The organism is Clostridium fallax (genome assembly GCF_900129365.1).
GTDB classification, from domain to species: Bacteria; Bacillota; Clostridia; order Clostridiales; family Clostridiaceae; genus Clostridium_AH; species Clostridium_AH fallax.
The window spans coordinates 17,755-43,018 of record NZ_FQVM01000005.1; the positions used below are offsets into that span (position 1 = coordinate 17,755).

The 25,264-nt window shown below is 25.7% G+C and carries 25 protein-coding genes; 4 read left to right on the forward strand and 21 right to left on the reverse strand.

Going from position 1 to position 25,264, the window contains the following annotated elements; all coding sequences use genetic code 11:
- Window positions 1-244: 244 nt before the first annotated feature.
- The gene (gpr, locus tag BUA70_RS03875) at window positions 245-1,219 is read right to left on the reverse strand and encodes a GPR endopeptidase (RefSeq protein WP_072893459.1); all 975 of its coding nucleotides are present in this window, start codon (window positions 1,217-1,219) and stop codon (window positions 245-247) included.
- A 201-nt stretch (window positions 1,220-1,420) separates the two neighbouring features.
- Between gpr and rpsT the strand changes: the two genes are divergently transcribed.
- Window positions 1,421-1,684 (forward strand): 30S ribosomal protein S20, encoded by a 264-nt coding sequence (rpsT, locus tag BUA70_RS03880; protein ID WP_072893463.1) that lies wholly within the window; start codon window positions 1,421-1,423, stop codon window positions 1,682-1,684.
- Window positions 1,685-1,744: 60 nt separating this feature from the next.
- Here rpsT and holA read toward each other — a convergent pair whose 3' ends face one another.
- From holA to spoIIAA, 8 genes are all read right to left on the reverse strand, one after another.
- Window positions 1,745-2,785, reverse strand: a complete 1,041-nt coding sequence (gene holA / locus BUA70_RS03885) for a DNA polymerase III subunit delta (protein ID WP_072893466.1) — start codon at window positions 2,783-2,785, stop codon at window positions 1,745-1,747.
- Window positions 2,782-4,509 carry a ComEC/Rec2 family competence protein gene (locus tag BUA70_RS03890; protein ID WP_072893469.1) on the reverse strand — a complete coding sequence of 576 codons (1,728 nt, stop codon included), beginning with the start codon at window positions 4,507-4,509 and terminating at the stop codon, window positions 2,782-2,784. The genes holA and BUA70_RS03890 overlap by 4 nt, the downstream gene beginning before the upstream one ends.
- 485 nt (window positions 4,510-4,994) lie before the next feature.
- Window positions 4,995-5,354, reverse strand: a complete 360-nt coding sequence (spoVAE, locus tag BUA70_RS03895) for a stage V sporulation protein AE (protein WP_072893473.1) — start codon at window positions 5,352-5,354, stop codon at window positions 4,995-4,997.
- Window positions 5,355-5,368: 14 nt separating this feature from the next.
- Window positions 5,369-6,388, reverse strand: coding sequence for a stage V sporulation protein AD (gene spoVAD, locus BUA70_RS03900; protein ID WP_072893476.1), 1,020 nt, complete (start codon window positions 6,386-6,388; stop codon window positions 5,369-5,371).
- A complete protein-coding gene (spoVAC, locus tag BUA70_RS03905; RefSeq protein ID WP_072893479.1) occupies window positions 6,388-6,861 on the reverse strand; it encodes a stage V sporulation protein AC in 474 nt (157 codons plus the stop codon). The genes spoVAD and spoVAC overlap by 1 nt, the downstream gene beginning before the upstream one ends.
- Window positions 6,862-7,068: 207 nt before the next feature.
- A complete protein-coding gene (gene sigF, locus BUA70_RS03910) occupies window positions 7,069-7,824 on the reverse strand; it encodes an RNA polymerase sporulation sigma factor SigF (protein ID WP_072893483.1) in 756 nt (251 codons plus the stop codon).
- An 8-nt stretch (window positions 7,825-7,832) separates the two neighbouring features.
- Window positions 7,833-8,264, reverse strand: coding sequence for an anti-sigma F factor (gene spoIIAB, locus BUA70_RS03915; protein WP_072893486.1), 432 nt, complete (start codon window positions 8,262-8,264; stop codon window positions 7,833-7,835).
- A 14-nt stretch (window positions 8,265-8,278) separates the two neighbouring features.
- On the reverse strand, window positions 8,279-8,614 hold the full coding sequence (gene spoIIAA / locus BUA70_RS03920; protein ID WP_072893489.1) for an anti-sigma F factor antagonist: 336 nt from the start codon (window positions 8,612-8,614) through the stop codon (window positions 8,279-8,281).
- Window positions 8,615-8,879: 265 nt separating this feature from the next.
- On the opposite strand from spoIIAA, the gene BUA70_RS03925 reads away from it, so the two are divergent.
- A complete protein-coding gene (locus BUA70_RS03925; RefSeq protein WP_072893492.1) occupies window positions 8,880-10,655 on the forward strand; it encodes a hypothetical protein in 1,776 nt (591 codons plus the stop codon).
- Window positions 10,656-10,756: 101 nt separating this feature from the next.
- On the opposite strand, the gene BUA70_RS03930 is transcribed toward BUA70_RS03925, so the two are convergent.
- The 5 genes from BUA70_RS03930 to BUA70_RS03950 all read right to left on the reverse strand — a co-directional run bounded on the left by BUA70_RS03930 (window position 10,757) and on the right by BUA70_RS03950 (window position 16,344).
- Complete coding sequence (locus BUA70_RS03930) at window positions 10,757-13,048, reverse strand: AAA family ATPase (protein ID WP_072893495.1); 2,292 nt, start codon at window positions 13,046-13,048, stop codon at window positions 10,757-10,759.
- A 342-nt stretch (window positions 13,049-13,390) separates the two neighbouring features.
- Window positions 13,391-14,065 (reverse strand): deoxyribose-phosphate aldolase, encoded by a 675-nt coding sequence (gene deoC / locus BUA70_RS03935; protein WP_072893498.1) that lies wholly within the window; start codon window positions 14,063-14,065, stop codon window positions 13,391-13,393.
- A gap of 79 nt (window positions 14,066-14,144) precedes the next feature.
- Entirely contained in the window at window positions 14,145-14,513 is a 369-nt protein-coding gene (locus tag BUA70_RS03940) for a hypothetical protein (protein ID WP_072893501.1), read from the reverse strand.
- Window positions 14,514-14,613: 100 nt separating this feature from the next.
- On the reverse strand, window positions 14,614-15,279 hold the full coding sequence (locus BUA70_RS03945) for an NUDIX domain-containing protein (protein WP_072893504.1): 666 nt from the start codon (window positions 15,277-15,279) through the stop codon (window positions 14,614-14,616).
- A gap of 18 nt (window positions 15,280-15,297) precedes the next feature.
- A complete protein-coding gene (locus tag BUA70_RS03950) occupies window positions 15,298-16,344 on the reverse strand; it encodes a DNA polymerase IV (RefSeq protein WP_072893508.1) in 1,047 nt (348 codons plus the stop codon).
- Between the two features lie 260 nt (window positions 16,345-16,604).
- Between BUA70_RS03950 and BUA70_RS03955 the strand changes: the two genes are divergently transcribed.
- Window positions 16,605-17,015 carry a hypothetical protein gene (locus tag BUA70_RS03955; protein WP_072893512.1) on the forward strand — a complete coding sequence of 137 codons (411 nt, stop codon included), beginning with the start codon at window positions 16,605-16,607 and terminating at the stop codon, window positions 17,013-17,015.
- A 98-nt stretch (window positions 17,016-17,113) separates the two neighbouring features.
- On the opposite strand, the gene BUA70_RS03960 is transcribed toward BUA70_RS03955, so the two are convergent.
- On the reverse strand, window positions 17,114-19,663 hold the full coding sequence (locus BUA70_RS03960) for a calcium-translocating P-type ATPase, SERCA-type (protein WP_072893516.1): 2,550 nt from the start codon (window positions 19,661-19,663) through the stop codon (window positions 17,114-17,116).
- A gap of 231 nt (window positions 19,664-19,894) precedes the next feature.
- On the opposite strand from BUA70_RS03960, the gene BUA70_RS03965 reads away from it, so the two are divergent.
- Window positions 19,895-21,532, forward strand: coding sequence for a putative manganese-dependent inorganic diphosphatase (locus tag BUA70_RS03965; protein WP_072893518.1), 1,638 nt, complete (start codon window positions 19,895-19,897; stop codon window positions 21,530-21,532).
- A 91-nt stretch (window positions 21,533-21,623) separates the two neighbouring features.
- Here BUA70_RS03965 and BUA70_RS03970 read toward each other — a convergent pair whose 3' ends face one another.
- The 6 genes from BUA70_RS03970 to BUA70_RS03995 form a co-directional block, all read right to left on the reverse strand.
- A complete protein-coding gene (locus tag BUA70_RS03970) occupies window positions 21,624-22,397 on the reverse strand; it encodes a flagellar hook-basal body complex protein (RefSeq protein WP_072893521.1) in 774 nt (257 codons plus the stop codon).
- Window positions 22,398-22,412: 15 nt separating this feature from the next.
- Entirely contained in the window at window positions 22,413-23,183 is a 771-nt protein-coding gene (locus tag BUA70_RS03975) for a flagellar hook-basal body complex protein (protein WP_072893524.1), read from the reverse strand.
- Window positions 23,180-23,305 (reverse strand): hypothetical protein, encoded by a 126-nt coding sequence (locus tag BUA70_RS13260; RefSeq protein ID WP_278337206.1) that lies wholly within the window; start codon window positions 23,303-23,305, stop codon window positions 23,180-23,182. The genes BUA70_RS03975 and BUA70_RS13260 overlap by 4 nt, the downstream gene beginning before the upstream one ends.
- 77 nt (window positions 23,306-23,382) lie before the next feature.
- Window positions 23,383-23,817, reverse strand: a complete 435-nt coding sequence (locus BUA70_RS03985; RefSeq protein ID WP_159429637.1) for a hypothetical protein — start codon at window positions 23,815-23,817, stop codon at window positions 23,383-23,385.
- 66 nt (window positions 23,818-23,883) lie between these two features.
- Window positions 23,884-24,609: a FliA/WhiG family RNA polymerase sigma factor gene (locus tag BUA70_RS03990; RefSeq protein ID WP_072893534.1), complete on the reverse strand. Its 726-nt coding sequence runs from the start codon at window positions 24,607-24,609 to the stop codon at window positions 23,884-23,886.
- Window positions 24,610-24,623: 14 nt separating this feature from the next.
- Complete coding sequence (locus tag BUA70_RS03995) at window positions 24,624-25,259, reverse strand: PilZ domain-containing protein (protein WP_072893538.1); 636 nt, start codon at window positions 25,257-25,259, stop codon at window positions 24,624-24,626.
- Window positions 25,260-25,264 lie beyond the last annotated feature (5 nt).

Here is a 25,264-nt window from a genome sequence, read left to right on the forward strand (position 1 = left end):
TTAATTAATATGTTAATCATATTTTTATTGGCTTTTTATAAATCATATATTATTAAATTTAAAAACTAATCCTTTATTTTAAGATTAATCTATTAAATTAGTAATTAACTATAAAATTAAATAAATATCAAAGTAATATAACTATTATTTTTATAATATTTAATTTATTTATAAAACTAAATTAATTGCAAAGTGCCTTGATTTTAAGAGTTTTGCTCTTTGCAATTAAAATAGATTATAAATATTAACCCATAAATTTATTTATATCCTCCATATCTAATTCAGGTTGCAGTGCCATATTAAGCCCATTAGAGATAATCTTAGATACAGAGTCTATTACAATATCGACTTCTTTTGGAGTGACCATTAGATCTCCTACATATGGATTTAAAAGACTTTTTATCATATGACTTTTTTCATTTTTATCTATTGATTTTAACATATTATAAAATTCGCCACCTTTTGTAGCTTCAGATATCATTTCATCTAAAACTAAATCCATAGCATCATTAACTATTGTTGAAGCTTCTACTACCGTAGGAACTCCTATAGCTATAACCGGAATACCTAAATTTTCTTCATTTATCTCCATTCTGTTATTTCCAATACCTGCCCCTGGAGAAATCCCAGTATTACTTATTTGTATTGTTTTATTTACTCTTTCTAACTTTCTAGAAGCTAAAGCATCTATACAAATAATTAAGTTAGGATTTATTTTATCTGCTATAGATTTTATAATTTCACCGGTTTCAATTCCTGTTATACCTAAAACTCCTGGAGCTAAAGCACAAACAGGTCTTATAGAATCATCTATTGAATCTGGCATTATAGCCTTTAAATGCCTTGTAATCATTATTTTATCTACTACCTTAGGACCTAAAGCATCAGGAGTAATGTTCCAGTTACCAAGACCTACTACTAAAGCTGTATTATCTTTATTTATTTTTACTAAATCTTTTAAAGAATCTGAAAGAACTTTAGATACCTCATCCATAATTTCTCCATCATAATGAGTAAATTCTGGTATATCAATAGTTATGTATGTTCCTATAGGTTTTCCTATTTTTATAGCTCCATCTTTTGTTGTTACATCAACTTTTGTAATTTTAATATTATCCCTTTCATTTTCTTCTATAACTACTCCATCTACTTCCTTTTTATGAACATTTTTATATATTTCCCTAGCTTCTACTGCTAAATCAGTTCTTACATTAATCATTTTTCCACCTCTTTTTGTCATATATTTTTATTATTATTTTTATCTTTCCACAATAATTGAATATTATTATCTTAAATATTTTATATTTTTTACTTGAATTATAAAAACTTCAATGCTATAATTACCTTTGTTGAATATGAACTCGTACGCGGTTTTCCCCAAAACTGCTGAGACCCTAAATTAGTCAAGGGGGGTGAAACAATGGCAAACATAAAGTCAGCTAAGAAGAGAATAAAAGTAACTGAAACTAAGACTTTAAGAAACAAAATGATAAAGTCAGCTCTTAAAACAGTTATAAAGAAATTCGAAGTATCTGTTGCTGCTAGCAACAAAGAAGAAGCTACTGTTCTTTTCAAAGATGTTGTTAAGGCATTAGACATGGCTACTTCAAAAGGAGTAGTACATAAGAACATGGCTGCTAGAAAGAAATCAAGATTAGCTACTAAGTTAAACGCTATGGCTTAATCAATAAACCGGTCTCTTTGACCGGTTATTTTCTTTTTATACGCTAAAAAACAGCTATAGCTAGCTCCTTGCACTAACTATAACTGTTTTCATAATAAATAATTCTAATTCTATTTTTTTATCTAAAGAGCTACTTTTAAGCTTTTTCTCCGTTTCTATAAATTCTTCCATACAAGATTCTATTTGTTTAATGGTAAATTTCCTACTTTGACCTATTAATTTTTCCACAACAAAAACTGGTCTATGAATTTCTCTTGCAATAACTTCTTTATTTTTTCCCTCATTTAAAGCTACCTTAATTCTAAATAACATATTAAACTGGTTAGCAATTAAAGTAAGAATTAACATTATATTTTCACCTTTATTAAGTAGATCATTCATTATATCTATAGCTTTTTCAGGCTTTCTTTGAGATATAAAATCTACAAGATCAAATACATCATCTTCCCCTTTATTAGGAAGTAATAAAGATATATCTTCTTTTTTTATATCCCTACCTAATGTATAATTTATAAGTTTATCTATTTCTCTTTCTATTATATCAAAATTATTTTCTACAGAATCACAAAAAAATCTAAGCTCTACTCTTCCTATTTTTTTACCTTTTTTCTCAAAAATATTATTTACTTTTTTGTATAATCTTTCTCCTCTTAATTTATCTGCATAAACTACAGTGCTTAATTTATCTAAGGTATGGAATTTTTTATTTTTATTTGGTCTCTCTCTTTTATCTCCAAATAAATAATACATTATTAAAATAGTTTGTTCCGGTAAATTTTTTAAATACTCTTTAATTTCATTATATACTTTTAATCCAGCACTATCTGTTTTATCCTTTAAAAAATTGGCCCTATATACTACTACTACCTTTTTATCACTCATAAAAGGAAGAGTTTCACAGGCATTCATTATTTCATCAAAAGTACTATTATTTCCATCAATTTTTATTAGGTTTAAATCTTTAAATGTCTGATCTATAGCTTTATTTATTATAATATCTATATTTTCTTTTATAAGCATCTCATCTAGCCCACAAAAAACATATGAATTTTTAAACTTACCTTCTTTAATTTCCTTATCCAAAAGTTCTAAATCTATCACTTTAATCTTCCTCTCCAATTAATCATATAGCCTTTATCTTTAAATAGCATAGAGAAAAATCTTTGCTCTTCATACTCATTACTTAAAAATATTATATCACAATAGATTTCTTTATTGATATTTTCATTATTTTCTGTAAAAAATATTTTTTTGTTTTTTCCTTGTAAATACATATATCTTAAATTTCTATCAATTTTTATGAAATGATTATGAGTTTTTATTTTTTTATCCTCGTCTAAAGCTATAAATTCTGTAACTCCATAGTTTAGCCTTGCATTTTTTATAAAGTATTGATTTTTACTATTAGTTAAAAATATCTTTTTAAATCCACTATGAATTACTATACCTTTATTATATTTGTCTCTAAAAAATATAATTCTTGGTGAAAAAGAATAGATTAGAAAAAATGAAACTATAAATAAAATTAAAGGAATATTTTTAAACTTTCTTTGCCCCTTTTTAATCATATAAACACAGATAAGAGTAGATAAATAAAAATAAACTAAAATATTATTAAAAATTATAGATTCTATAGCAATAGTATTTATAATATACATAGCTCCGTCTAGCACTAATAATATTAAATTTAATATTATAGATAAAAAATTGAATATAGGATTTATTAGACTAAAAATCATAGATAAATTTCCTATAATTATTAGTGGTGTAAATATTGGAACTATAAATATATTAGATATTATAAAATTTAACGAAAACTCTTTAATTACTAAAGCTATTAAAGGAAAAGTAAAGACTTGGGCTGATAAGGATAAAGATACAATATTATTTAAGAAAATAGGTAATTTATATAGTTTTCTTTTAATCTTTTTAAAAAATAATAATATACCTAAGGTAGCAAAATAAGATAAATTAAATCCAAAATCAAATATCAAATAAGGGTTAACTAGTAATAGTAAAATAGCAGAAAAACTTAATGCTGATAACCCATCATAATTTTTCCTTAATCTTTTTCCTAAATTTAATAAAGTTATCATTATAAAAGCTCTTATACTAGGAGCATTACCTCCTGTTAAAATTACATATAAAAAAGTAATAGCTATAGAAGGATAAAATCCTAAAAATTTTATAAGAAACCCATATATTAATGTTAGATGAAATCCAGATACACACATTACATGTACAATTCCAAGATTTTTTATATCAAGTTTTTGATTTTCCGTTAAATATTTATCCTCTCCTAGACATGATGAAATAACTATTGCAGATTTTTCTTCACCTATTTTATCACTAAGCTTACTAAAAAATTTATCAATTAAGTTTAATCTTTTACTCTCACCTACTTTTATTTTTTCATCTGAAAATAAAAGTCCAACTATACCTTTTTCTATATTTTTATCTTTTTTAAATGTCCCTTTTATTATTAAATTGTCTCCCTCTTTAATATTATTAATATTTCCTACTATTTTTATTTTTCTTTTATTATAATATCCAATTAAATATTTCTTTTGTATATTTTCAGCTTTAACCTTAAAAGTTCCCCTTTGATTTATAGTACTTTCATAATAAATATAATTTACAAAAAATCCAATTACCACTAATAAAATTAGTATAAAAGAATTTATTTTACTATTATATAAGCAAATATTAACTACAAAATATAATATGAAAATTATTATTACTGATAATATACTGTAGTCTTTTAAAATATAACAAAAAAGACCTAGTACTATAGAAATAAGTATATTGATAATAGGTCTTTTCATATATAATTTTCTACTATAAAACTATATTTTTTCTTAAGATATAAAAATATTATATCTGTAAATGACTTAATATTATTTTTATTTACCCTATTAAAAGTCTTTAATAAATTTTTTAATATAAAAATCACCTCCATATATTTAGTTTTGTCCACTTTAAATATTTAAATACAATAGGTATAAAAAACCTTTTAAAATAAAATATTTATATAAAACCTATAGTAATATTTTCAAAACTTATTTTCTAATATTTTTATTCTTTTCTATTTACTTTAAAATACTTATTTATTCTATTATAGAATAAATAAGCTATGTAAAGATAAACATTAAATATAATACACTAAAAGTTTAATGTAAAATTTTAATAATATATATTCTATCTTTACATAGCCATTTTAAGTTATATACAATAAATTTATTATAATATTTTTATTTTATATTATACGTGAAAAATAATAAAATACTTTTAATTTGAAAAAATAAAGTTTCTAATCTTTAGTTTTAGGATTAAATATTAAAGCCATAATATATCCAAAAAATATAGCCGCTGTTATCCCAGCTGCAGTTCCCTTTATTCCTCCTGAAAAAGCTCCTAATAACCCATTTTCTCTAACTTCTTTTATAGCAGCTTTAGCTAATGAATTTCCAAAACCAGGAAGAGGAATAGTAGCTCCTGCTCCACCAAATTCAACTATTTTATCATATATACCAAAAGCCCCTAAAATTGCACCTATCGTTACAAAGGATACTAAAATTCTTCCTGGAGTTAATTTAGTTTTATCCATTAGAACTTGTGCAATAATGCATATAATTCCACCTACTATAAATGCTTTTATATAAGTATCCATATAACAAAACTCCTTTATACATTTTCTATAGCTACAGCATGAGCTATACCTGGTATACTTTCTCCTTGAAGAGATGTAGTTGTACTCATAAGAGCTCCTGTAGATATTAATAAAATTTTATTTATTTCTTTATCTTTTAACTTTTTATAAAGATATCCACTGCTAACTACAGCTGAACATCCACATCCACTTCCTCCAGCATTAGTCTTTTGTTTTTCATTATCAAAAATTACAGAACCACAGTCAATATATACATCTCTTACATCATATCCATATTCTAAAAGTAGTTCTTCTGTTATTTTCTTTCCTATGTCCCCCAAATCACCTGTAGCTATTACATCATAATCCTTTGGTTGTCTTCCTGTTTCTTTAAAATGTTTATAAATAGTATCTACAGCTGCTGGAGCCATTGCAGCTCCCATATTATCTGCATCTAATACCCCATAATCCTTTACCTTACCTGTTGTTATATATGTCACTGCCGGATAATCTCCTTTATCAGTTAAAAGCATAGCCCCAGATCCTGTAACTGTCCATTGGGAAGTTTCTGATCTTTGAGATCCATACTCTAAAGGAAACCTAAATTGTCTTTCTGCCGAACTAAAATGAGATGATGTAGAAGCTATTACATACTTTGCTATCTGAGCTTCCATTGCAATAGATGCTAAGCTTAATGATTCCGCCATAGTTGAACAAGCTCCATATAGTCCAAAAAATGGTATGCTAAATTCTCTAGCAGCGAAATTTGATGAACTAATTTGATTTAAAAGATCTCCTGCAAATAAATAGTCTATATCTTTTTCCTTTAAATTAGCTTTTTTCATCACTTCTAAAATAGCAGTATACATCATTCTACTTTCAGCTTTTTCAAAGGTTTTTTCTCCATAAGTATCATCATTTATTATTATGTCAAAATAATCCTTTAATGGTCCCTCACCTTCCTTTGGACCAACTACTGTACTTGTTGCCATAATTCTTGGTAAATTTAAAAGTTTTATAGTCTGCTCACCTATTCTTTTTATCTTTTTATCCATTACAAAATCACTCCAAATATATAATAAATAATTCCTATAATCACAGAAGTACCTATTCCGTAAACTAATACAGGTCCTCCTATTGTAAACATCTTAGCTGCAACTCCAAAAACAAAACCTTCCTTTTTGAATTCTATAGCTGGTGATACTATAGAATTGGCAAAACCTGTAATTGGAACAACTGTACCAGCCCCAGCAAAACTTGCAATTTTGTCATATATACCTATACCAGTTAATAAAGCTCCTAAAAATACCATTATTATAGATAATATAGCTGCCCCGTCATCTTTAGTAATACCAAAACTTATTAAAGTATTTAGTATAAATTGTCCTAGTACACAAATAAGTCCACCTACCCAAAAAGCATTAATACAATTTTTTAAAAGTTTAGGTTTTGGTTTTACTTCTTGAGATAATTTTTGAAATTTTTGTTTTATAATCATTTCCTTCTTCTGATCACTTTTTTTGCTCATTTTTATCATCCTTTGCTTATAATTTTAGAAATTTTTATAATGAATATTTTTTATTATAAATATAATTTTTATATAACTATTTTATAAAGATAGTATTTGTTTAAAACATAAATTATTATTCAAAAAATTAAAAAGAAGCTTTTAAAAAATTATTTTTTAAAAGCTTCTTTTTAAATACTTTTTTTATTTTTCATAATTAACATATAACTAAAACTTAAGTTTTTCTCTCATTGCCATTAAAACCTTTTTTTCTATTCTCGAAACCTGGACTTGACTTATGCCTAAAAGTTTTGCAACTTGAACCTGAGTTTTATCTTTAAAATATCTAAGCATAATAATTTGTCTTGATTTATTATCTAAAGTAGATAATGCTTCTTTTAAAGCTAACTTATCAATCATTTCCTCATCACTATCACCATTCTCACTTAATTTATCAATTAAAAGTACTGGTGCTCCATCATCTTGATGAATAGTATCATATAAATATTGCATACAACTTGCAGATTCTAAAGCATATACTATTTCTTCCTTATCTATCCCAGAGAATTCAGATAATTCCTCAATAGTCGGTTCCCTATCTAATCTCTTAGAAAGTTCTTCTTTATCGAAATGAAGTTTTTTGGCTAAAGTTTTAGTATTTCTACTTACTTTAATCATTCCATCATCTCTTAAAAATCTTTTTATTTCTCCAATAATCATAGGTACTGCATAAGTTGAAAATTTTACATTAAAACTATCATCGAAATTATTTACTGCCTTAATAAGTCCAATAGATCCTATTTGAAATATATCCTCATAATCATATCCTCTATTACTAAATTTTCTGCTTATTGATGATACTAGAGGAAGATTTATCTCTATAACTTTATTCATTGCCTCTTCACTACCGGCTTTAGCTAAGGAAATTAATTCTGCATTATCATTATAATTATAATCCTCTCTTAATAAATTCTCTTTCTCCATATACTCACCTAGCTTAAAGATTTAAATACTTTTTTCATTACTACTTTAGTTCCTTTACCCTTTTCACTAAAAACTTTTAATTCATCCATAAATGTTTCCATAACAGTAAATCCCATACCTGATCTTTCAAGTTCTGGTTTTGATGTATATAAAGGTTCTCTAGCTAAATCTATATCTTCTATACCTGTCCCATTATCCCATATAACAATTGTAGCTTCATTTTTAATAATAGTTACCTCTATAAAAACTGTTCCATTTCCTTTATCTTCATATCCGTGTATTATAGAATTAGTTACAGCTTCAGAAACGGCAGTCTTTATATCACTAATCTCCTCAATAGTTGGATCTAATTGTGAAATAAATGCAGCTACTGCAACTCTCGCAAAACCTTCATTTTGAGATTTACTTAAAAATTCTATCTTCATTTTGTTTTCTTCCATTTAAATCCCTCCATCTAAATGCTACTTATAGCTTCCTCTACATTGTTATAGGTATTTATAATTTTAAATATTCCTGATAGCTCAAAAATTCTTTTAACATTTTTAGTTAAAGAGGTTATTAAAACTTTTCCCTCTCTACTTTCTACCTTTTTATATCTTCCAATTACTACCCCTATACCTGAACTATCCATAAAACTTACTCCGGAAAAATCCATTATAAGATTTTTAAAATTATCTCTATCTATTCTATCGTCAATTTTTATTCTAACTTCCTCTGCACTATGGTGATCTAACTCCCCCATTAAAGTAACAATCAAATTGTTGTTAATGTTATCAAATTTTAAATACATAAGACACTACTCTTTTTATTAAAAAGAGTATTTCACCTCCTTATTTTCTCGTCACCACTTTTCCTACTTTTTCCATAATTTTACCATATATTTCAATTGTAAGTCAAAGGTTTTAAGAATTTAATTATATTCTTATATTTTTTTATTTTTAATTTAATATTCTATATTAAATTAATACTAGTTAATCTACATTCTTTTATAATATAATAAGTTCTATATAATATTTATATAAAATTATAAATAAATTTTTGGGGAGGAAATTTAAATGAAAAAGACTATAATAATAGGAACTATCATAATTTTTATTATTAGTTTCCTATTTATTTATTCTAATAAAAAGAATAATCTTAATAGTGAGTCTACGCTTCTACTTTATAATGATAAAACTAAAGAAACTTTTAGTTTAGATAACAAATTAGAAAAAACTAAAATCGGAGAAAACATATCAAATGTAATTTATTCTTCTAATCTACAAGAATATATATCTATTGATGAAAATTTTAATCTTTATTTTACCAAGAAAGATGGTAAAAAAGAATTTATAGATTCAAATATACTACCAAATTCTTTTCGTCAATGTATTATAGGAAGCTTAGTATATTATATAAATAATAAAAATGATTTATATATAAAAGATAGTGGAAAAGAAAAGGTTAAATTGGCAAGTGATGTAATAAAGTTTCACTTATTAGATGAAAATAGTTTTTATTATGTTGATAAAAATTTAAATTTATTTTTTGTAAACAATAATAATAAGCCTTTAAAAATTACTGAAAATTCTTCAATTTGTCAATTTAACAGTGATAAAAGTAAAGTATTATACTTTAAAAAAGATATTATTTACTTAAAAAACTTAAAAACTGGAAAGGAAGAGGCCTTAAATAATAATAGTATCGGCAATTATTTTTTCTTTATAAATAATAAAGATATTCTTTACGGAGAAATACCTAATGAGAATATGGAAAATCTTGATTTAGATGCAACGATTTTATATTATAAAAAGTATAATTCTCCTTCTCAAAAATTAGATGATAGTGTATCATTATACTTCTTAACTAATGATAAAAAAGGAGTTTATTATCTAAAATCAGATAATACTTTAAATTATATTGACTTAGAAAATTTAAAGAAATTTAAATTATGTGATGATGTTACCTCAATAAAAAATGTTTATAATGATGCATTTATATTAGATAGTTCTAATAATCTATTTATAATATCCCCTACAGGTGAAAAAAAATCTTTACCTAAAAATTTTAAGGAAATAAAAGCTTTTAAAAATTCCCTAATTATTTTAACTAAAGATAATAAATTATATAAAAATGATAAAGAAATATCATCTAATGTTAAATCCTTTAATGTCAGTTTGGATTCACTAGCTTACGTAAATTATAAAAATCAAGTTTATTTTTCAAAAAATGAAGAACCACCTAAAAAAGTTTTGGAAAATGCTAAAGAGTATGCAAATATTAAAATTTATCAAAACAATTATACTCAATGTTATAATAACATAAATAAAAATTCATCATCATTAACTTCCACTGTATATGAAAAAAGTATAAATCTTGATGACTTATATGGCTTTTGGGTAAATAAAAATTTTAATACAGATTTTATTAAGGTAGAGGATGGAAAATTTACATTCTTAAATATCGCTGGAGAAGATACAGGAGATGTTACTATACTAAAGTCTAGTGAAAACTTTATGCTTATGGAATTTTATAATAGTGAAATTAAAAATAATATAGATAAGATAGAATATAATGACAATAGCTTTACCTTTAGAAATAATACATATATAAGAATAGACGAGAAAATATATAATGATTTTTTATTTAAAGTAAATAATTCAAAAGAAATAGCAAAATCTAGGTTGAATAGTGAAATTAAATTAATAAATACTTGTTATAAAGATAACAAAATCTACTTTATATACACAAAAAGAAATAATATCAACAGTGGAATTGTAGTTGATAGTGATGGAAAAATCTATGATTTCAATAGATTCTTAAATAACAGTGAATTAATATCTTTAGAATAAATTAAAAGATTTAGCATGAAAAATCTCATGCTAAATCTTTTTTAAGTATACTAAAAAACAATAAATAGTTTTATATAAAAATAAAACTATTTATAATCTAGTTATTTACCATATAAAGCTAATTGAAGTTCTATTTTATTTAAGACTTCTTCAATTTTAGAATTATCACTATCCAACAATGTATCTATAGCATCATATAGATCTTTCATAATATAAATAGTAAAATCACCATTTTTTACTGCTTCTTCTACTTCGTAGTTTAAAACTATTTCATCTTTGTTATTATAAGGAATTAAAACTCCCTTGCCTTTTACAGTATCAATCTCCTTACAAACTTTAAAAAATCCTTCTATTTTTTCATTAACTCCTCCAATAGGCTGAACTTCTCCAAACTGATTTAAAGATCCTGTAACTGCTATATTTTGTTTTATAGAAATTTTTGATAAGGCTGAAATCATACATATAGTTTCTGCAACTGAAGCACTATCACCATCTAGCATTCCATAAGTTTGTTCAAAACTTAAATGAAAATCTACTGGAATAGTTTTATAAGGATTTATAACTCTATTTAAAACTCCTCTTAATATATTTAATGATTTTATATGAATATTTCCACTTAAATTACTTTCTCTTTGACCATCTAATATCTTTCCTGTACCCCTACAACATATACAAGTTACTCTAGTAGGATTGCCAAATTTATAATATCCAGTATTAATAACAGATAATGCATTTATAGAACCTATCATAGAGGATTTTACCTCTATCATAGTTTTTCCTTCCTTAAAGGACTCCATAATTTCCTTTTCTATAAGCTCTTCTGAGTATATGACCTTTTTCACTTCATTTTTTGTTATTTTACTTATACCTTCTTTCTTTGCTAAATTATTAGATAAATTTAATATTTTATCTAATATAAAATCATCTATAAAAACTTTATTTCTATTTCCTGCTTTTCTAGATAAATATTTTCCTATAGAATTTATAGCACCTTTTGTTAAAGGCAAAGTATTATTTTTTTTGCTAGTACTATCAATTAAACTTACTAAATAATCTTTGAGCTTATTATCAATATTTTTGTATGGATTATATTCTCCTTTTATTCTAAATAGCTTCTTAAAGTCTTCATCATAATGATATAATAAATCAAAAGATCTATAATCTCCTATTAATACAACTTTTAAATTTATATCTATAGGCTCAGGTTTTAATCCATTTAATGCGATAAATTCTAAATGACTCTTATTATAATCATAGCTTAACTTACCACTCATTAAAGTCTTTCTTAAATAATAGTAGCTACCTGGATTATCAAATAGGGAATCTACTTTAATAATTAAACACCCTTCATTAGCCTTTAAAATTGATCCTGGATTTATTAAAGATAAATCTGTTGAATAAACTCCATTATGATTTTCATAGTCTATAGTTCCTATAAGATTATTTATACTAGGATCCTCTTCAAATATTACTTTAGAGCACTCTATTCCTTCATTATCTACTAATACATTCACTCCATATTTTTGTATTAATTCATTTATTCTATCTTCATCATCATCATAATTCATAGAATATATATTTATAATTTCTTTTTCAATGTTTATACACATTTCTTTTAAAAACTTTAATGCATCTTTTTCTATTTTAAAAATTTCCTTTAATTCTTCCTTCGCTTCTTTCATTTCATCATCTAAATAACTTTTATAAATATCTTTTATTTCTTTAATAGAATTTAACTCTATCTCTTTTAATTTTTCTAAAACATTTTCCGCATTAATTTTTAATCTTCCTGCTTTACTAGTTATTTCTTCCTTGAAATTAGCTTCTAAATTATCATATTCCTTTTCAGTAATTGCTTCTCCTTCTTTTAAAGGAATGAAGGCAAATCCACTAGTTGTTGCTTTTAATTCAAATCCTTCATTTTTAGCCATCTCTACTAAATTACTAATAAAACAACTTCTTTTCTTTTGCACATCATCTAAAATTTTCTCTTTTTCTTCATTTGAAGATGAATGATAAAAATTAAAAATTTTATCTAAATATAAATTTTTTAGTCCTTCTACAAATTCTTTTAACTCTTTCCCTCTTCCACCTTCAGTAAATAAACTTTTGGGATTTCTAGACTCATTATTTGTTACATAACATATATCCTTTGGCACTTTTTTATTTTCTTTTAATATTTCAGTTATATAACTTTTTAAATTTTTTACTTTTTCCTTTGAAAATTCATCTATAACATATACGTTATATCCTTCTTTATTTATACTTAATGCTGTTTTAATATTTTCATAGACTTCATTATATTCTAAAATATAATTTTCATCAGTTCTCTTTTTATGATTAATAAAATTTACGTTATATACCACTTCTTGTGGAGTTAACTCTCTTATCATAAAATCCCACTCACAAATTGAGAATAAATAATGCCTCAATTAAATAGAGTAGTTCCCTCCCTTAATAAAGTAATCTATTATATAAATATTCTTATATTAAGATTTTAGGTATAAATTTTTTAAATTTGTTTTCGCAAATTTCACCATATAATAATAAAATTAAACAAAGTATGTATATTAACTTAATACAATTAACTATTTTCATATTTTTTCATATTTTGATTAAAATATGAAAATTTTACTTTATATCTAAAACCCTTTAATTACAACAAAAAAAAGGTTGTACAAGACAACCTTTTTATTACAAAATAAGTAAACCCTTACATATTTTCAAGAAAAATTCTAATATGTTGAATTTGATTTTTGACCTTCACAAATAGCTATTGATGCTGATGCTCCAATTCTATTTGCTCCTGCTTCTACAACTTTAATTGCATCTTCTTGTGATCTAACTCCACCTGATGCTTTAACTCCCATTTCAGCTCCTACAGTTTCTCTCATTAATTTAACATCTTCTGGAGTTGCTCCACCTGTTGAGAATCCTGTTGAAGTCTTAACAAAATTAGCGCCTGCTTCCTTTGATAATTTACAAGCCATAACTTTTTCTTCATCAGTTAAAAGACAAGTTTCTATTATAACTTTAGTTAAAGCCTTTCCTTTAGCTGCATTAACTACTGACTTTATGTCTTCTCTTACATAATCATAATCTTTATCTTTTAATTTTCCTATATTTATAACCATATCAACTTCATTAGCGCCATTTTTTATAGCATCTTCTGTTTCAAAAGCTTTAACTGCTGAAGTATTTGCTCCTAAAGGGAAACCTATAACTGTGCATACCTTTACATCGCTACCTTTTAAAAGTTCTGATGCTAGTTTAACGTTTGCAGGATTTATACAAACTGAAGCAAAGTTATATTCTAAAGCTTCCTTACAAAGCTCTCTTATAGCTGCTTCTTTTGTATCTGCTTTTAATGCAGTGTGGTCAATCATTTTTGCTAAAGTTTTTTTATCCATTAAATATTCCTCCTATGATTTAAATGTTTTCTTGTCTATTTACATTATAGTTCAAGAATCGATTATAGTCTACTAGAAATTACAAATTATCTTTATAATTTAATTTAGTTAATATTAACTTAGCCATCAATATCATAACTAAAATTAATATTATTATTTGATAAACTAATACAAAATAATTAAATTTACTTCCTATAATCATTATAATAGACATTAAAACTTTACTAGATAGCATTCCATACATTGCCCACTCTTGCCAAAATAACACTCCCATTAACATAAGTAAATAAGTTATTCCTAAAGTTAACATCATATTTCCTTGAGTATTAGTAAAATTAATATTTGAAATATTAAAATCAATTTTTGCAAATAAAATTATTGTACTAACTATTATTAAATCTATAAATAAAAAGCTTAAAATAACATTTTCACTTTTAGTTCTTTTCATGGATTTTACCTCCTAAGTGCTTTAATAATATGATTATAACGGTAAAATTCCCTTTAAAAATTATTGTTATCTTAAAGTATTCTTAAAGATACCTTAAATTTTATCCTAATATATGTTCTAATTTTTCAATACCAAAGGCTATTAACTTTGAATGGTCTGAAGCTATTAGTCCACCATCTATAATTTGAAAATCTTTGCTTTTAAGAACTCCTATTTTTCTAACCTTTTTTATAAGTATACATTCTAAATTAATATCTTTATTTAATAAGGATATTATCCATTTTTCATCATATCCATCTTCTTTTTTTATTCTATTTCGTTTTTTCAAATTAACTTTATACCATTTTGCATCAGCTGCATCATCTCCTGCTTTAACTTCTAATTGCTCATCTATTATAGACATATAAGCTACTGTAATAACCCTATCTCGCTTATCTCTTTTAGGATCACCAAAAGTTTTAAGTTGTTGTAAATATACATCTTTAACTCCAGTTTCCTCATAAAGCTCTCTCTTAGCAGATTCTTCTAAACTTTCATCCATTTCAATAAATCCTCCAGGACACGCCCACTTGCCTAATTCTGGAAAATTACCTCTTTTTATTAAAAGCATCTCTACATCTCTTCCAATATTATTAGAAGACTTTTCTCCTAATCTAAATATAAGTATATCCACTGTAACTGAAGGTTTTTTGTACTTTGAAGGATCATATTCTTTTAAAAATTCCTCTTCAGTTTGACCTTTTGAATTTCTAATTTGATTTTTCATAAAATTCACCTCTTTATACTAATTGAAAAATGACAATTGACAAATATTATTTTCATTTAATGATGATATAGATAATCCGATGAGTCTTATATTTTCTTCTAATTTAATTGTACTTAATATTTCACAGGCTTCTTTATATATTTCATTCTGAGACCATATATATTTTATAAGAGTTTTACTTTTAGTATGGGTTTCAAAAGATGATGTTTTTATTTTTAGTGTAATAGTTTTTCCGCTCACATTTTTGCTTATTAATTCTTCTGATATAATTCTTGAAAAATCATTTATATATAGTTTTAATTCTTCCTTATCTTTAGTATCGCTTTTTAATGTTTTTTCTTTACCAATAGATTTTCTCTCTCTTAAAGCCTTAACTTCTCTATTATCTATACCTCTTATTCTATCATAAATTTCAACACCAAATTTCCCAAAATACTCTATATATAAATCTTTAGAAAGAGAATACATATCTTTTATAGTAAAAACACCTATATTATTAAGCTTTTTTACCGATTTTCCTCCTAATCCATAAACCTTTTTTATAGAAAGAGGATATAAGATATCTGGAATCATATCTTTTGTAATTATTTTAAGTCCATTAGGTTTATTCCAATCTGAGGCTAATTTAGCTAAAAACTTATTATATGATACCCCAATAGATAAACTTAATCCTATTTCTTCAAATACCCTTTTTTTTATAAGTTTAGATACTTCTAAGCTATCATAATCAGTTTTTGTTATATCTAAATAAGCTTCATCTATACTTAAAGGCTCTACAATTGGAGTTATATCATAAAATATATCAAAAATTTTATTAGATATTTCTCTATATCTACTGTGCCTTGTAGGCAAGAATATTCCATTTGGACATTTAGATTTTGCTAAAAAAATAGGCATAGCAGAATGTACACCAAATTTTCTTGCTTCATAAGAACAAGTAGCAACTACTCCTCTTTCTGATGTTCCACCTACAATTACTGGTTTTCCTTTAAGACTTTTATTATCTAAAACTTCTACCGATGCAAAAAAAGCATCCATATCTACATGTAAAATTCTTCTTTCCAAAATACTCACACCTTAAAAGTTATATACTTTATTAATTATATTGTATACGAATAAATTATTCTATTAAAAATATAATAATTTATAAATACTGAATTATCTTAGCTTATTTTTCAATAATGGTTAATTAAATTCAGTATTAGTAGAATATCTCAATTTATATGTTAAGTATTTAAATATACCTAATGTTATGCTATAATACTTACTAGTTTAATAGGTTTATGTTTGGACTAATACATCATATTTGTAAAGGAGTTATAGTTATGGGATTTAAAGAAAAAATGTCTAAATACTACACAGAGTCCTATATAAAAAAATATGGAGATAGAATGGCTCAATTCCAAGGTACTGTAGTATCTGTTAAAGTAGAAGAAAAGACTATTTTATGGATATTCCATAAAATCGCTGCTACTTTAATCATTAGACCTGAAAGAAGTAAAGCTATTATAAAATGTGTTTATAATAAAAATAAATGGTTTAAAAAGCCTTCATTTATTCAGATTAATCAAGGAAATAACGTTTTAATTCAAGGGTTAAAAGGTAAAAAAGGTAAGGATAATAGAGAAATTATTCAAATTATGAATGTTTTAAACTTTACCACTAAAAAGGACTTAGTTCCTGTAGATCATTCTCAAATAAAAAAAGCAAAGCAACAAGCAACGAAAATGAGATAATAAAAAATAAAAAGCTTCCTAAAATTTTAGGAAGCTTTTTATTTTTTATTATAATATATTTTATAGATATTATAAATTCTAAAATAGCATTTTAAAATTTATCTTTTAACCTTTATATAAAGATATATACTATTTATAATTGCTATAATTCCTGAAAAGAATAGAACTAAAAGCCATTGTCCAAAATTTAAAGCAGTAGTATGGAAAATTGCACTTAAAGCTGGAACATATAAAATAGCAACAAGCATAGTTATTGAAATAGCTACAGCTCCAACTAAAAATGGATTAGTAAATAACTTTATTTCAAAAATAGAATGTCTCTCTGATCTACACTCAAAAACATGTATAAGCTGTGACATTACTAAAGTAGCTAAAGATAAAGTTCTACAAGTTTCTAAGCTCCATCCATAATTCATTCCAACTAAAAATGAAATTAATGTTAATATTCCAATAAGTGATCCTCTAACTAATATTTTTTCTGTAAGTCCTCTTGCAAAAATTCCTTCACTTTTTTCTCTTGGTCTTTGTCTCATTATATCTGAATCTGGTGGATCCATTCCAAGAGCAATGGCAGGAAGTCCATCTGTAGCTAAATTTACAAATAGTATTTGTATTGGAGATAATGGGTTTGGAAGATAAAAAAGAGAAGCTAAAAACATAGTCAAAACTTCACCTAGATTACAGGAAAGTAAGTATCTTATAAATTTTCTTATATTATCATAAATTACTCTTCCCTCTTCTATTGCATCTACTATAGTTCTAAAATTATCATCCATTAATATCATTGAAGAGGCCTCTTTGGTAACATCAGTACCTGATATACCCATAGATATTCCAATATCTGCTTCCTTAATAGCTGGTGCATCATTTACTCCATCACCAGTCATTGATACTATGTGTCCATTCTTTCTAAAAGCTTTTACTATTCTTAATTTATGATTAGGACTAACTCTTGCAAAAACTCTTATTTTAGTAACCATTTTAGAAAGTTCTTTATCGCTTAAAACTTCTATTTCTTCACCTGTTAATACTTGCTCTAAAGTATTACATATATTTAAATCCTTAGCAATAGCAAAAGCTGTATTTTTGTGGTCTCCCGTTATCATAATAGGTCTTATACCAGCTAATTTACACTTTAAAACAGCATCTTTAACCTCTGGTCTAGGAGGATCTATACTTCCTACAAAACCTATAAAAATAAGATTTTTTTCTAACTCTTCACTTCTTTCTAAACTTTCATCCTTATAAGCTGCTGCTAAACATCTTAAAGCTCTTTCTGACATAGAATTTACACTGGCTATTATTTGCTGTTTCTTCTGATAAGTTAAAGGTTTTATTCTTCCATTTTCATATATATAAGAAGATCTTTCTAAAAGTTTTTCTGGCGCACCTTTAACATAACAAGATTCTTTACCATTTTCTCTAACTATTACACTCATCATCTTTCTATTAGAATCAAAAGGTATATCATAAACTCTTCTTGTATTAGATGTAAAAGCCTTTAGTAAATTAATATCTTTAAAATACATCTTTATTAAAGCAGTTTCTGTTGGATCTCCATATAAAGCTTTATCTATATTTCTTTCATTAAAATCATAATTACAATCATTACATAAGATAAAAGACTTCATCATAAGAGAATTTTGTGGCAAAATATCTTTGTCTAAATTATATACTTTTCCATTCATATAGACTTCTTTTACAGTAATTTTATTTTGTGTTAAGGTTCCTGTTTTATCACTACAAATTACAGATATACATCCTAAAGTTTCAACTGCAGGAAGTTTTCTTACCAAAGAATTTTTTTTAAGCATTCTAGAAACTCCTAAAGCTAAAGCTACAGTAACTATAGCTGGAAGTCCTTCTGGAATTGCAGCAACAGCTAAAGAAACTCCTAATAAAAACATTTCTGTAAGCTCATTACCTCTTAATATACCAACAACAGTAACTAAGGCACATATTACAATACATAAAATTACAAGGATTTTTCCTAGGCTATCAAGCCTTTCTTTTAATGGAGATTTTTCATCTTCAATATCTTGAAGCAAATTAGCAATTTCCCCCATTTTAGTATTCATTCCTATGGCTGTTATCTGCAATAATCCCTTTCCTTTTAAAACAGTAGTACCCATATATAAAGAATTTTCATTTTCCCTTAAAGATTTTGATATACCTACAGATTCTCCTGTAAGTAGTGATTCATCTACCATTAAGCTTGTACATTCTAATATCTCTCCATCTGCTGGGATTCTATCTCCTGCTTCAAGTATTACTATATCTCCTACAGTTAAATACTTCGCATTAATAACAGTAATATTTCCATCTCTATAAACTTTACAGGTTGGAGCTGCTAAAGATTTTAGTGCATCTAAAGATTTTTCTGTTTTGTATTCTTGTACAAATCCTAAAATAGCATTAATAATTATTATTATTAATATTGTTATTGCATCTGCTTTTTCTCCCATTATTCCTGATATTATAGTAGCTCCTATTAAAACCCAAACCATAAAATCATTAAATTGAGATAAGAAAATCTTAAACATTGAAATCTTCTTTTTTTCTGATAATTCATTTAACCCAAAACTTTTTTGACGTTTTTCTGCATCTTTTGAAGAAAGACCTTTAATGAGTTTCTTTTCTTCTACCAATTTGTATACCTCCCTATCTATAAACTCTCATAGTAATATATGTTCCTTAGTATTTTAATTAGAACCTTATATTTATTAAAAAAACATAAGGTAAACGTTTAATATGATGTTTAAAAGCTAAAAACTTTACACACACTTTTATTAATGACTTTACTTTTATTTTCTTAGCATTTAGAATAAATTATATATAATTATTTGGTTCAAGAAAGATATACAAAGGAGGATATAAATTTGAAAGACGTAATATATATAACTGGTCATAAAAATCCAGATTCTGACTCAATTTGTGCTGCTATATCTTATGCAGATTTTAAAAATAAAACAGGTAAAACTCCTGCTATACCAGTTAGACTTGGTGAGGTAAATCAAGAAACTCAATTTATTTTAGATTACTTTGGTGTGGAAAAACCAATATTTTTAGAAACAGTTAAAACAAAAGTAGAAGATCTTGAATACGATAAGGTAACTCCTGTATTAACAGGTCAATCATTAAAAGATGCTTGGATTGTTATGAAGAATAACAATTTAAAATCTATCCCTGTTACTAATAAGCATAATCATTTATTAGGTGTTTTATCTACTGCTAATTTAACTTCAAGCTATATGGATATATGGGATAACTGTATATTAGCAAAAAGTTCAACTCCAATAGAAAATATAGTTTCAACTTTAGATGGAGAAGCTTTATATATAGATGAAAATGCTACTTTCCCTGGAAAAATAGTAGTAGCTGCAATGCAACCTGATACTATGAAGGATTTTGTAAATGAAGGGGATATTGCTATTGTTGGAGATAGATATGAATCTCAAGAGGCTCTAATAGATATAAAAGCTTCATTAATTATAGTTACAGGTTCTCATAAAATAGATCCTGTTCTTCTTGAAAAAGCTAAAGAAAAAGGAGTTTCAGTTATAACTACTCCTCATGATTCATTCTCAGCTTCAAGACTAATAGTTCAATCAATTCCAGTAGATTATGTTATGGCTAAAGAAAATTTAGTTACATTTTCACAGGATGAACTAGTAGATGACATTAAAGGAGTTATGACAGAAACTAGATTTAGAAGCTATCCTATATTAGATTCTAATAATAAAGTTACTGGATTAATTTCAAGATATCATTTAATTGCTAATCCTAAAAAGAAAGTAATACAAGTTGACCATAATGAAAGAGGTCAATCTGTTGATGGATTAGAAGAAGCTGAAATTCTTGAGATAATAGATCACCATAGAGTAGCAGATATACAAACTGGAAATCCAATATACTTTAGAAATGAACCTCTTGGAAGTACTTCAACTATAGTTGCTAAAAGATTCTTTGAAAATAGCTTAGTTCCATCAAAAGAAATAGCTGGTTTATTATGTGGTGCTATAATATCAGATACTTTATTATTTAGATCACCAACTTGTACTTCTATAGATAAAGAAATTTGCTTAAAGCTTGCAAAAATAGCTGAAATTGATGTTAATGAATTTGCAACTGAAATGTTTAAAGCTGGAACATCTTTAAAAGGTAAAACTGTGGAGCAAATATTTAATCAAGATTTTAAACCTTTCACAATTGAAGGAATTAAGATAGGTGTTGCTCAAGTTAATACAATGGATATAGAAGGATTTATGCCTTTAAAAGAAGAAATGTTAACTTATATGGATAAAAAAGCTGATGAAGGTGGATTCCAAATGATGGTTCTTCTTTTAACTGACATTTTAAAGGAAGGATCTCAAGTTCTTGTAACAGGATTAAGATCTGAAATAGCTGAATTAGCTTTCAAGATAAAATTACAGGATAAAACTGCTTATCTTCCTGGAGTTCTTTCAAGAAAGAAACAAGTTATTCCACCACTAACTCAAACAATAACAAATATGTAGTAAATTTATATTTATAATATTTAATTATATGAAAAAGTGCTTAAAGAGAATATTATTCTCTTTAAGCACTTTTAACCTATTAATATAAATTCTATCTTGATCTTAAATTATTAGCCATTCCCCACATTTCATCAGCAGTTCTTACACTTCTTGAACCTAATTCAAAGGCTCTTTGAGCTATTATAAGATCTGAAAACTCTTTTCCCATATCCACATTAGATCCTTCTAAAAATCCTTGTAGCATATCTACATTATTAGTAACAGTCATTTGAGCTCCTGGTTTTGGTTCAAATAAATTAGAACCTGTAGAAACTAAAGAATCAGTACCTGTAGTTGTAAATGCTGGTACTTTTCCTACTTTTCTTAGATGACCATTTTCTTTTAATGCTATCTCTCCTGATTTATCTAACATAAAGTTATCTCTTGAAAATTGAACATTATTCTCATTAAATCCATTATCATATTCTATGTATAATTTATTTCCTCTTGAATCTACTAATCTTCCTCTTGCATCAGTATAAAATGCTCCGTCTCTGGTATAAGAATATGTACCATCTGGTTTAACCACTCTAAAATATCCAACTCCATCTAAAGCAAAGTTAGTATTTATAGAGGTTTCTTTAAGAATACCTTGAGCATCATCTCTTGACCAAGGAGTAGTTCTAACACCTGTTCCTGTAAATGCTTCTTTACCTGTTGTTGGATATCCTTTTCTCTCTAAAGTTTCTGTCATAAGATTTTCAAAAGATACATTAACCTTCTTATAACCATTAGTTTGTACATTTGCTAAGTTATTTGATATTGCATCAATTTTTTCTTGATTCGCTAACATGGCATTTTTACCATTCCATAGCATTCTAAGCATTTAAAACCCCTCCTATTACTTTACAGCACCAACTTCATTGGCTGCCTTATTTAAAGTTTCGTCTATAGTTTGAACTACTTTTTGATTAGATTCAAAGTTTCTCATAGTAGTAATCATGTCTATCATCTCTTTTGTTATATTAACATTAGATTTTTCTAATATTCTCTGCTTTACATATACTCTCTCATTATAATTAGGATTGGTTCCCTCATAAAGATTATCGCCTCTTCTTTTTAATGAATTATAATCATTAAAATTTGCAGTAAGTAAAGAATATTTAGGTCTACCATCTATATATACATCATTGTTACCGTTTAATGATATTTCTCCACTTCCAACTGCAATAGGTTCTACTGCCCCTGTAGTTAAATTTCTTCCTAACACTTCTTCCCCATTAGCAGTTATAAGTTCTCCCCTAGGGTCTACCCTAAAACTTCCAGCTCTTGTATAAAGCTCTTCATCACCTTTTCTAACTACAAAGAATCCTTTACCATCTATTGCAAAATCTGTTTTTTTGCCTGTTTCCTCTAGTATTCCCGGTGAGAAATCTATTTTTGTCTCATCAATTCTAGATCCTAAACATAACTTTCCTATCTTTTGTTTTACATTTCTATTACCTGAAAGTTTATCTTTATTTTCTATAAGAACATCATCAAACTTTTTAATAGCTAAATTTTCAGCTTTATAAGAACCATTGTTAGCATTAGCCATATTGTTACTTATAACATCTTGTTTAGCTTCTAAACTTATTAGCCCTGATACTGCAGTGTATAAACTTCTTATCATTTTTCCTTCAGCTCCTTATCAAATATAACCTTACATTCGTCACTATAGTGCATACCATAACCTTTTGCTTTTAATTCAATTTGCTCTCTAGATAGACTATAACTATAATTAGTTGCTTTCATTATAATAGCTCCTAATATAATACCTATTCCTAATCCTATAAGAACCTTTCTATCCTTTAAAAGAAAGAAGGTATTTTTTATTTTTTGTATAATCCTTTTATTAATAATACCTCCCCCTTTCCACTAGATGTTTTCTGGCAAATTTCATCAATTCTAAGTCCTTTATCTAAAAGTTCTTTAATTTTATCTACTTTATCCTTTGCCATATTGTCTAATTGATTTTTATTATCTAGTTCTTTTAAATTAAAAGCTTCATTTTCATCTATTTTATATTCATTTTGAAAGTTATGATCTCTTTTATTATCGAAGGATTTTCCATTAATCTTCAGTAATTCATTATGCAAAAATAAGTTTTCTTTTTTAAGCTTTTCTATATCACATTGAAGTTCAAATATAGTTTCCCCAAATTCTCTTCTTAGCTCTCCAATTTCTAAATTAACTTCTGTTATGTTATCTATTTTTTCGTTAAATACATTATCAAAATTTTTATTTTCTTTTTTTAGAGCTTTCATATTAAATATAATAAGAATAGCTCCTATAATTATAAGTAAGAAAATCATATTTATACCTATTCCTCTTTAAACAAATTCTAACTTTTTTAAGACAGATCTTAAATTTCTTATGGCTCTACTATGTAATTGACATACTCTCGATTCTGAAACATCTAAAACTTTACCTATTTCTTTTAAAGTTAAACCTTCATAATAATAAAGATTTAAAACTATTCTATCTTTTTCATTTAGCATATCAAGTCCTTCTTTTAATATATTTATATCTTCTTTATCTTCTAATATTTTATCAGGACTTGGACTATTTTTATCTGCTATCATTGACATTATAGATATATCATCATCATCTGAAAAAATAATATTTTCTAATGAAACTACTGAAATATAATTTATGTACATTTCTATTTGAGCAACCTCATTTAGATTCATATGTAATTCTTCTGCAATTTCTATATTAGTAGGTTCTCTCATTAATTCTCTTTGAAGTCTTTCCACTACATCATTATATCTATTTAATTTATCCATAGCTCCCTTAGAAATAGGACTGTTTCTTCTTATTTCATCTATCATGGAACCTTTTATTCTTATAGATGCATATGTTGAGAATTTCATTCCCTTTGATTTATCAAATTTATTTAAAGCATCCATAAGTCCTACCATTCCATAACTAACTAAGTCTTCATATTCAATATATTTAGTCTTTCCTATAATAACTCTAGATGCTATATATTTAACAAGAGGTATATATTTTTCTACAATTTCTTTTCTATACTCCATAGAATCTGCTACTGCCATCTAAGTTTCCTCCTCTATAGCAACTTTCTTTGCTTTTTAATAATTGTAACTAACATTTTAATTATCTTCTCTTTTTCTTTTTTATCATTATTATAAAAATTTACACCATATAAAAATTCTTTATTATTTGTATTCTCAACTCTTCTAACTGCACCTTTTGTAATTAGATAATCTTCATCATTTTTTATTTCAAAAGTTAATTCATCTCCAAGATTCAAAGTTTCTCTTGTTTTAAATCTAATGCCTGTTTCATTAATATTTATTAAAATTCCATTAGATTTTTTTGCTCTTTTAAATATCTCTTCTTTTATAAATCCCTTACTATATTTTATAAGTTCAAAAAATCTTGCTGTAATATTATCTATTTTTTCTACTTTAAGTGAATCGTTACAGTACTTGCAAACACAAACTATCTTTTTTTCATAATTCATTTTTTTATCTAGAACTTCTAAAGAAAACTTATATAAATTCCCATTTGCATCATAGTTTAAAGTCTCTATAATCTTCCCCTTACTTAAGATAATAGATTCTTTTTCTTTAAATGGTGTATTTAAAATAAAATAACCCTCTTCTAAACATTTCACATTACACATATATATATTATCTTGTATGATTAATCCTAATTTATCATGTATACTTAAATTAAACATATTTC

Excerpts from the sequence above, each read along its gene's own strand:
- gpr (WP_072893459.1), bottom strand. The coding sequence starts at position 1,219 with ATGATTAATGTAAGAACTGATTTAGCAGTAGAAGCTAGGGAAATATAT.
- rpsT (WP_072893463.1), top strand. The coding sequence starts at position 1,421 with ATGGCAAACATAAAGTCAGCTAAGAAGAGAATAAAAGTAACTGAAACT.
- BUA70_RS03890 (WP_072893469.1), bottom strand. The coding sequence starts at position 4,509 with ATGAAAAGACCTATTATCAATATACTTATTTCTATAGTACTAGGTCTT.
- spoVAE (WP_072893473.1), bottom strand. The coding sequence starts at position 5,354 with ATGGATACTTATATAAAAGCATTTATAGTAGGTGGAATTATATGCATT.
- spoVAD (WP_072893476.1), bottom strand. The coding sequence starts at position 6,388 with ATGGATAAAAAGATAAAAAGAATAGGTGAGCAGACTATAAAACTTTTA.
- spoVAC (WP_072893479.1), bottom strand. The coding sequence starts at position 6,861 with ATGAGCAAAAAAAGTGATCAGAAGAAGGAAATGATTATAAAACAAAAA.
- sigF (WP_072893483.1), bottom strand. The coding sequence starts at position 7,824 with ATGGAGAAAGAGAATTTATTAAGAGAGGATTATAATTATAATGATAAT.
- spoIIAB (WP_072893486.1), bottom strand. The coding sequence starts at position 8,264 with ATGGAAGAAAACAAAATGAAGATAGAATTTTTAAGTAAATCTCAAAAT.
- spoIIAA (WP_072893489.1), bottom strand. The coding sequence starts at position 8,614 with ATGTATTTAAAATTTGATAACATTAACAACAATTTGATTGTTACTTTA.
- BUA70_RS03925 (WP_072893492.1), top strand. The coding sequence starts at position 8,880 with ATGAAAAAGACTATAATAATAGGAACTATCATAATTTTTATTATTAGT.
- BUA70_RS03930 (WP_072893495.1), bottom strand. The coding sequence starts at position 13,048 with ATGATAAGAGAGTTAACTCCACAAGAAGTGGTATATAACGTAAATTTT.
- deoC (WP_072893498.1), bottom strand. The coding sequence starts at position 14,065 with ATGGATAAAAAAACTTTAGCAAAAATGATTGACCACACTGCATTAAAA.
- BUA70_RS03940 (WP_072893501.1), bottom strand. The coding sequence starts at position 14,513 with ATGAAAAGAACTAAAAGTGAAAATGTTATTTTAAGCTTTTTATTTATA.
- BUA70_RS03945 (WP_072893504.1), bottom strand. The coding sequence starts at position 15,279 with ATGAAAAATCAAATTAGAAATTCAAAAGGTCAAACTGAAGAGGAATTT.
- BUA70_RS03955 (WP_072893512.1), top strand. The coding sequence starts at position 16,605 with ATGGGATTTAAAGAAAAAATGTCTAAATACTACACAGAGTCCTATATA.
- BUA70_RS03970 (WP_072893521.1), bottom strand. The coding sequence starts at position 22,397 with ATGCTTAGAATGCTATGGAATGGTAAAAATGCCATGTTAGCGAATCAA.
- BUA70_RS03975 (WP_072893524.1), bottom strand. The coding sequence starts at position 23,183 with ATGATAAGAAGTTTATACACTGCAGTATCAGGGCTAATAAGTTTAGAA.
- BUA70_RS13260 (WP_278337206.1), bottom strand. The coding sequence starts at position 23,305 with ATGAAAGCAACTAATTATAGTTATAGTCTATCTAGAGAGCAAATTGAA.
- BUA70_RS03985 (WP_159429637.1), bottom strand. The coding sequence starts at position 23,817 with ATGAAAGCTCTAAAAAAAGAAAATAAAAATTTTGATAATGTATTTAAC.
- BUA70_RS03990 (WP_072893534.1), bottom strand. The coding sequence starts at position 24,609 with ATGGCAGTAGCAGATTCTATGGAGTATAGAAAAGAAATTGTAGAAAAA.
- BUA70_RS03995 (WP_072893538.1), bottom strand. The coding sequence starts at position 25,259 with ATGTTTAATTTAAGTATACATGATAAATTAGGATTAATCATACAAGAT.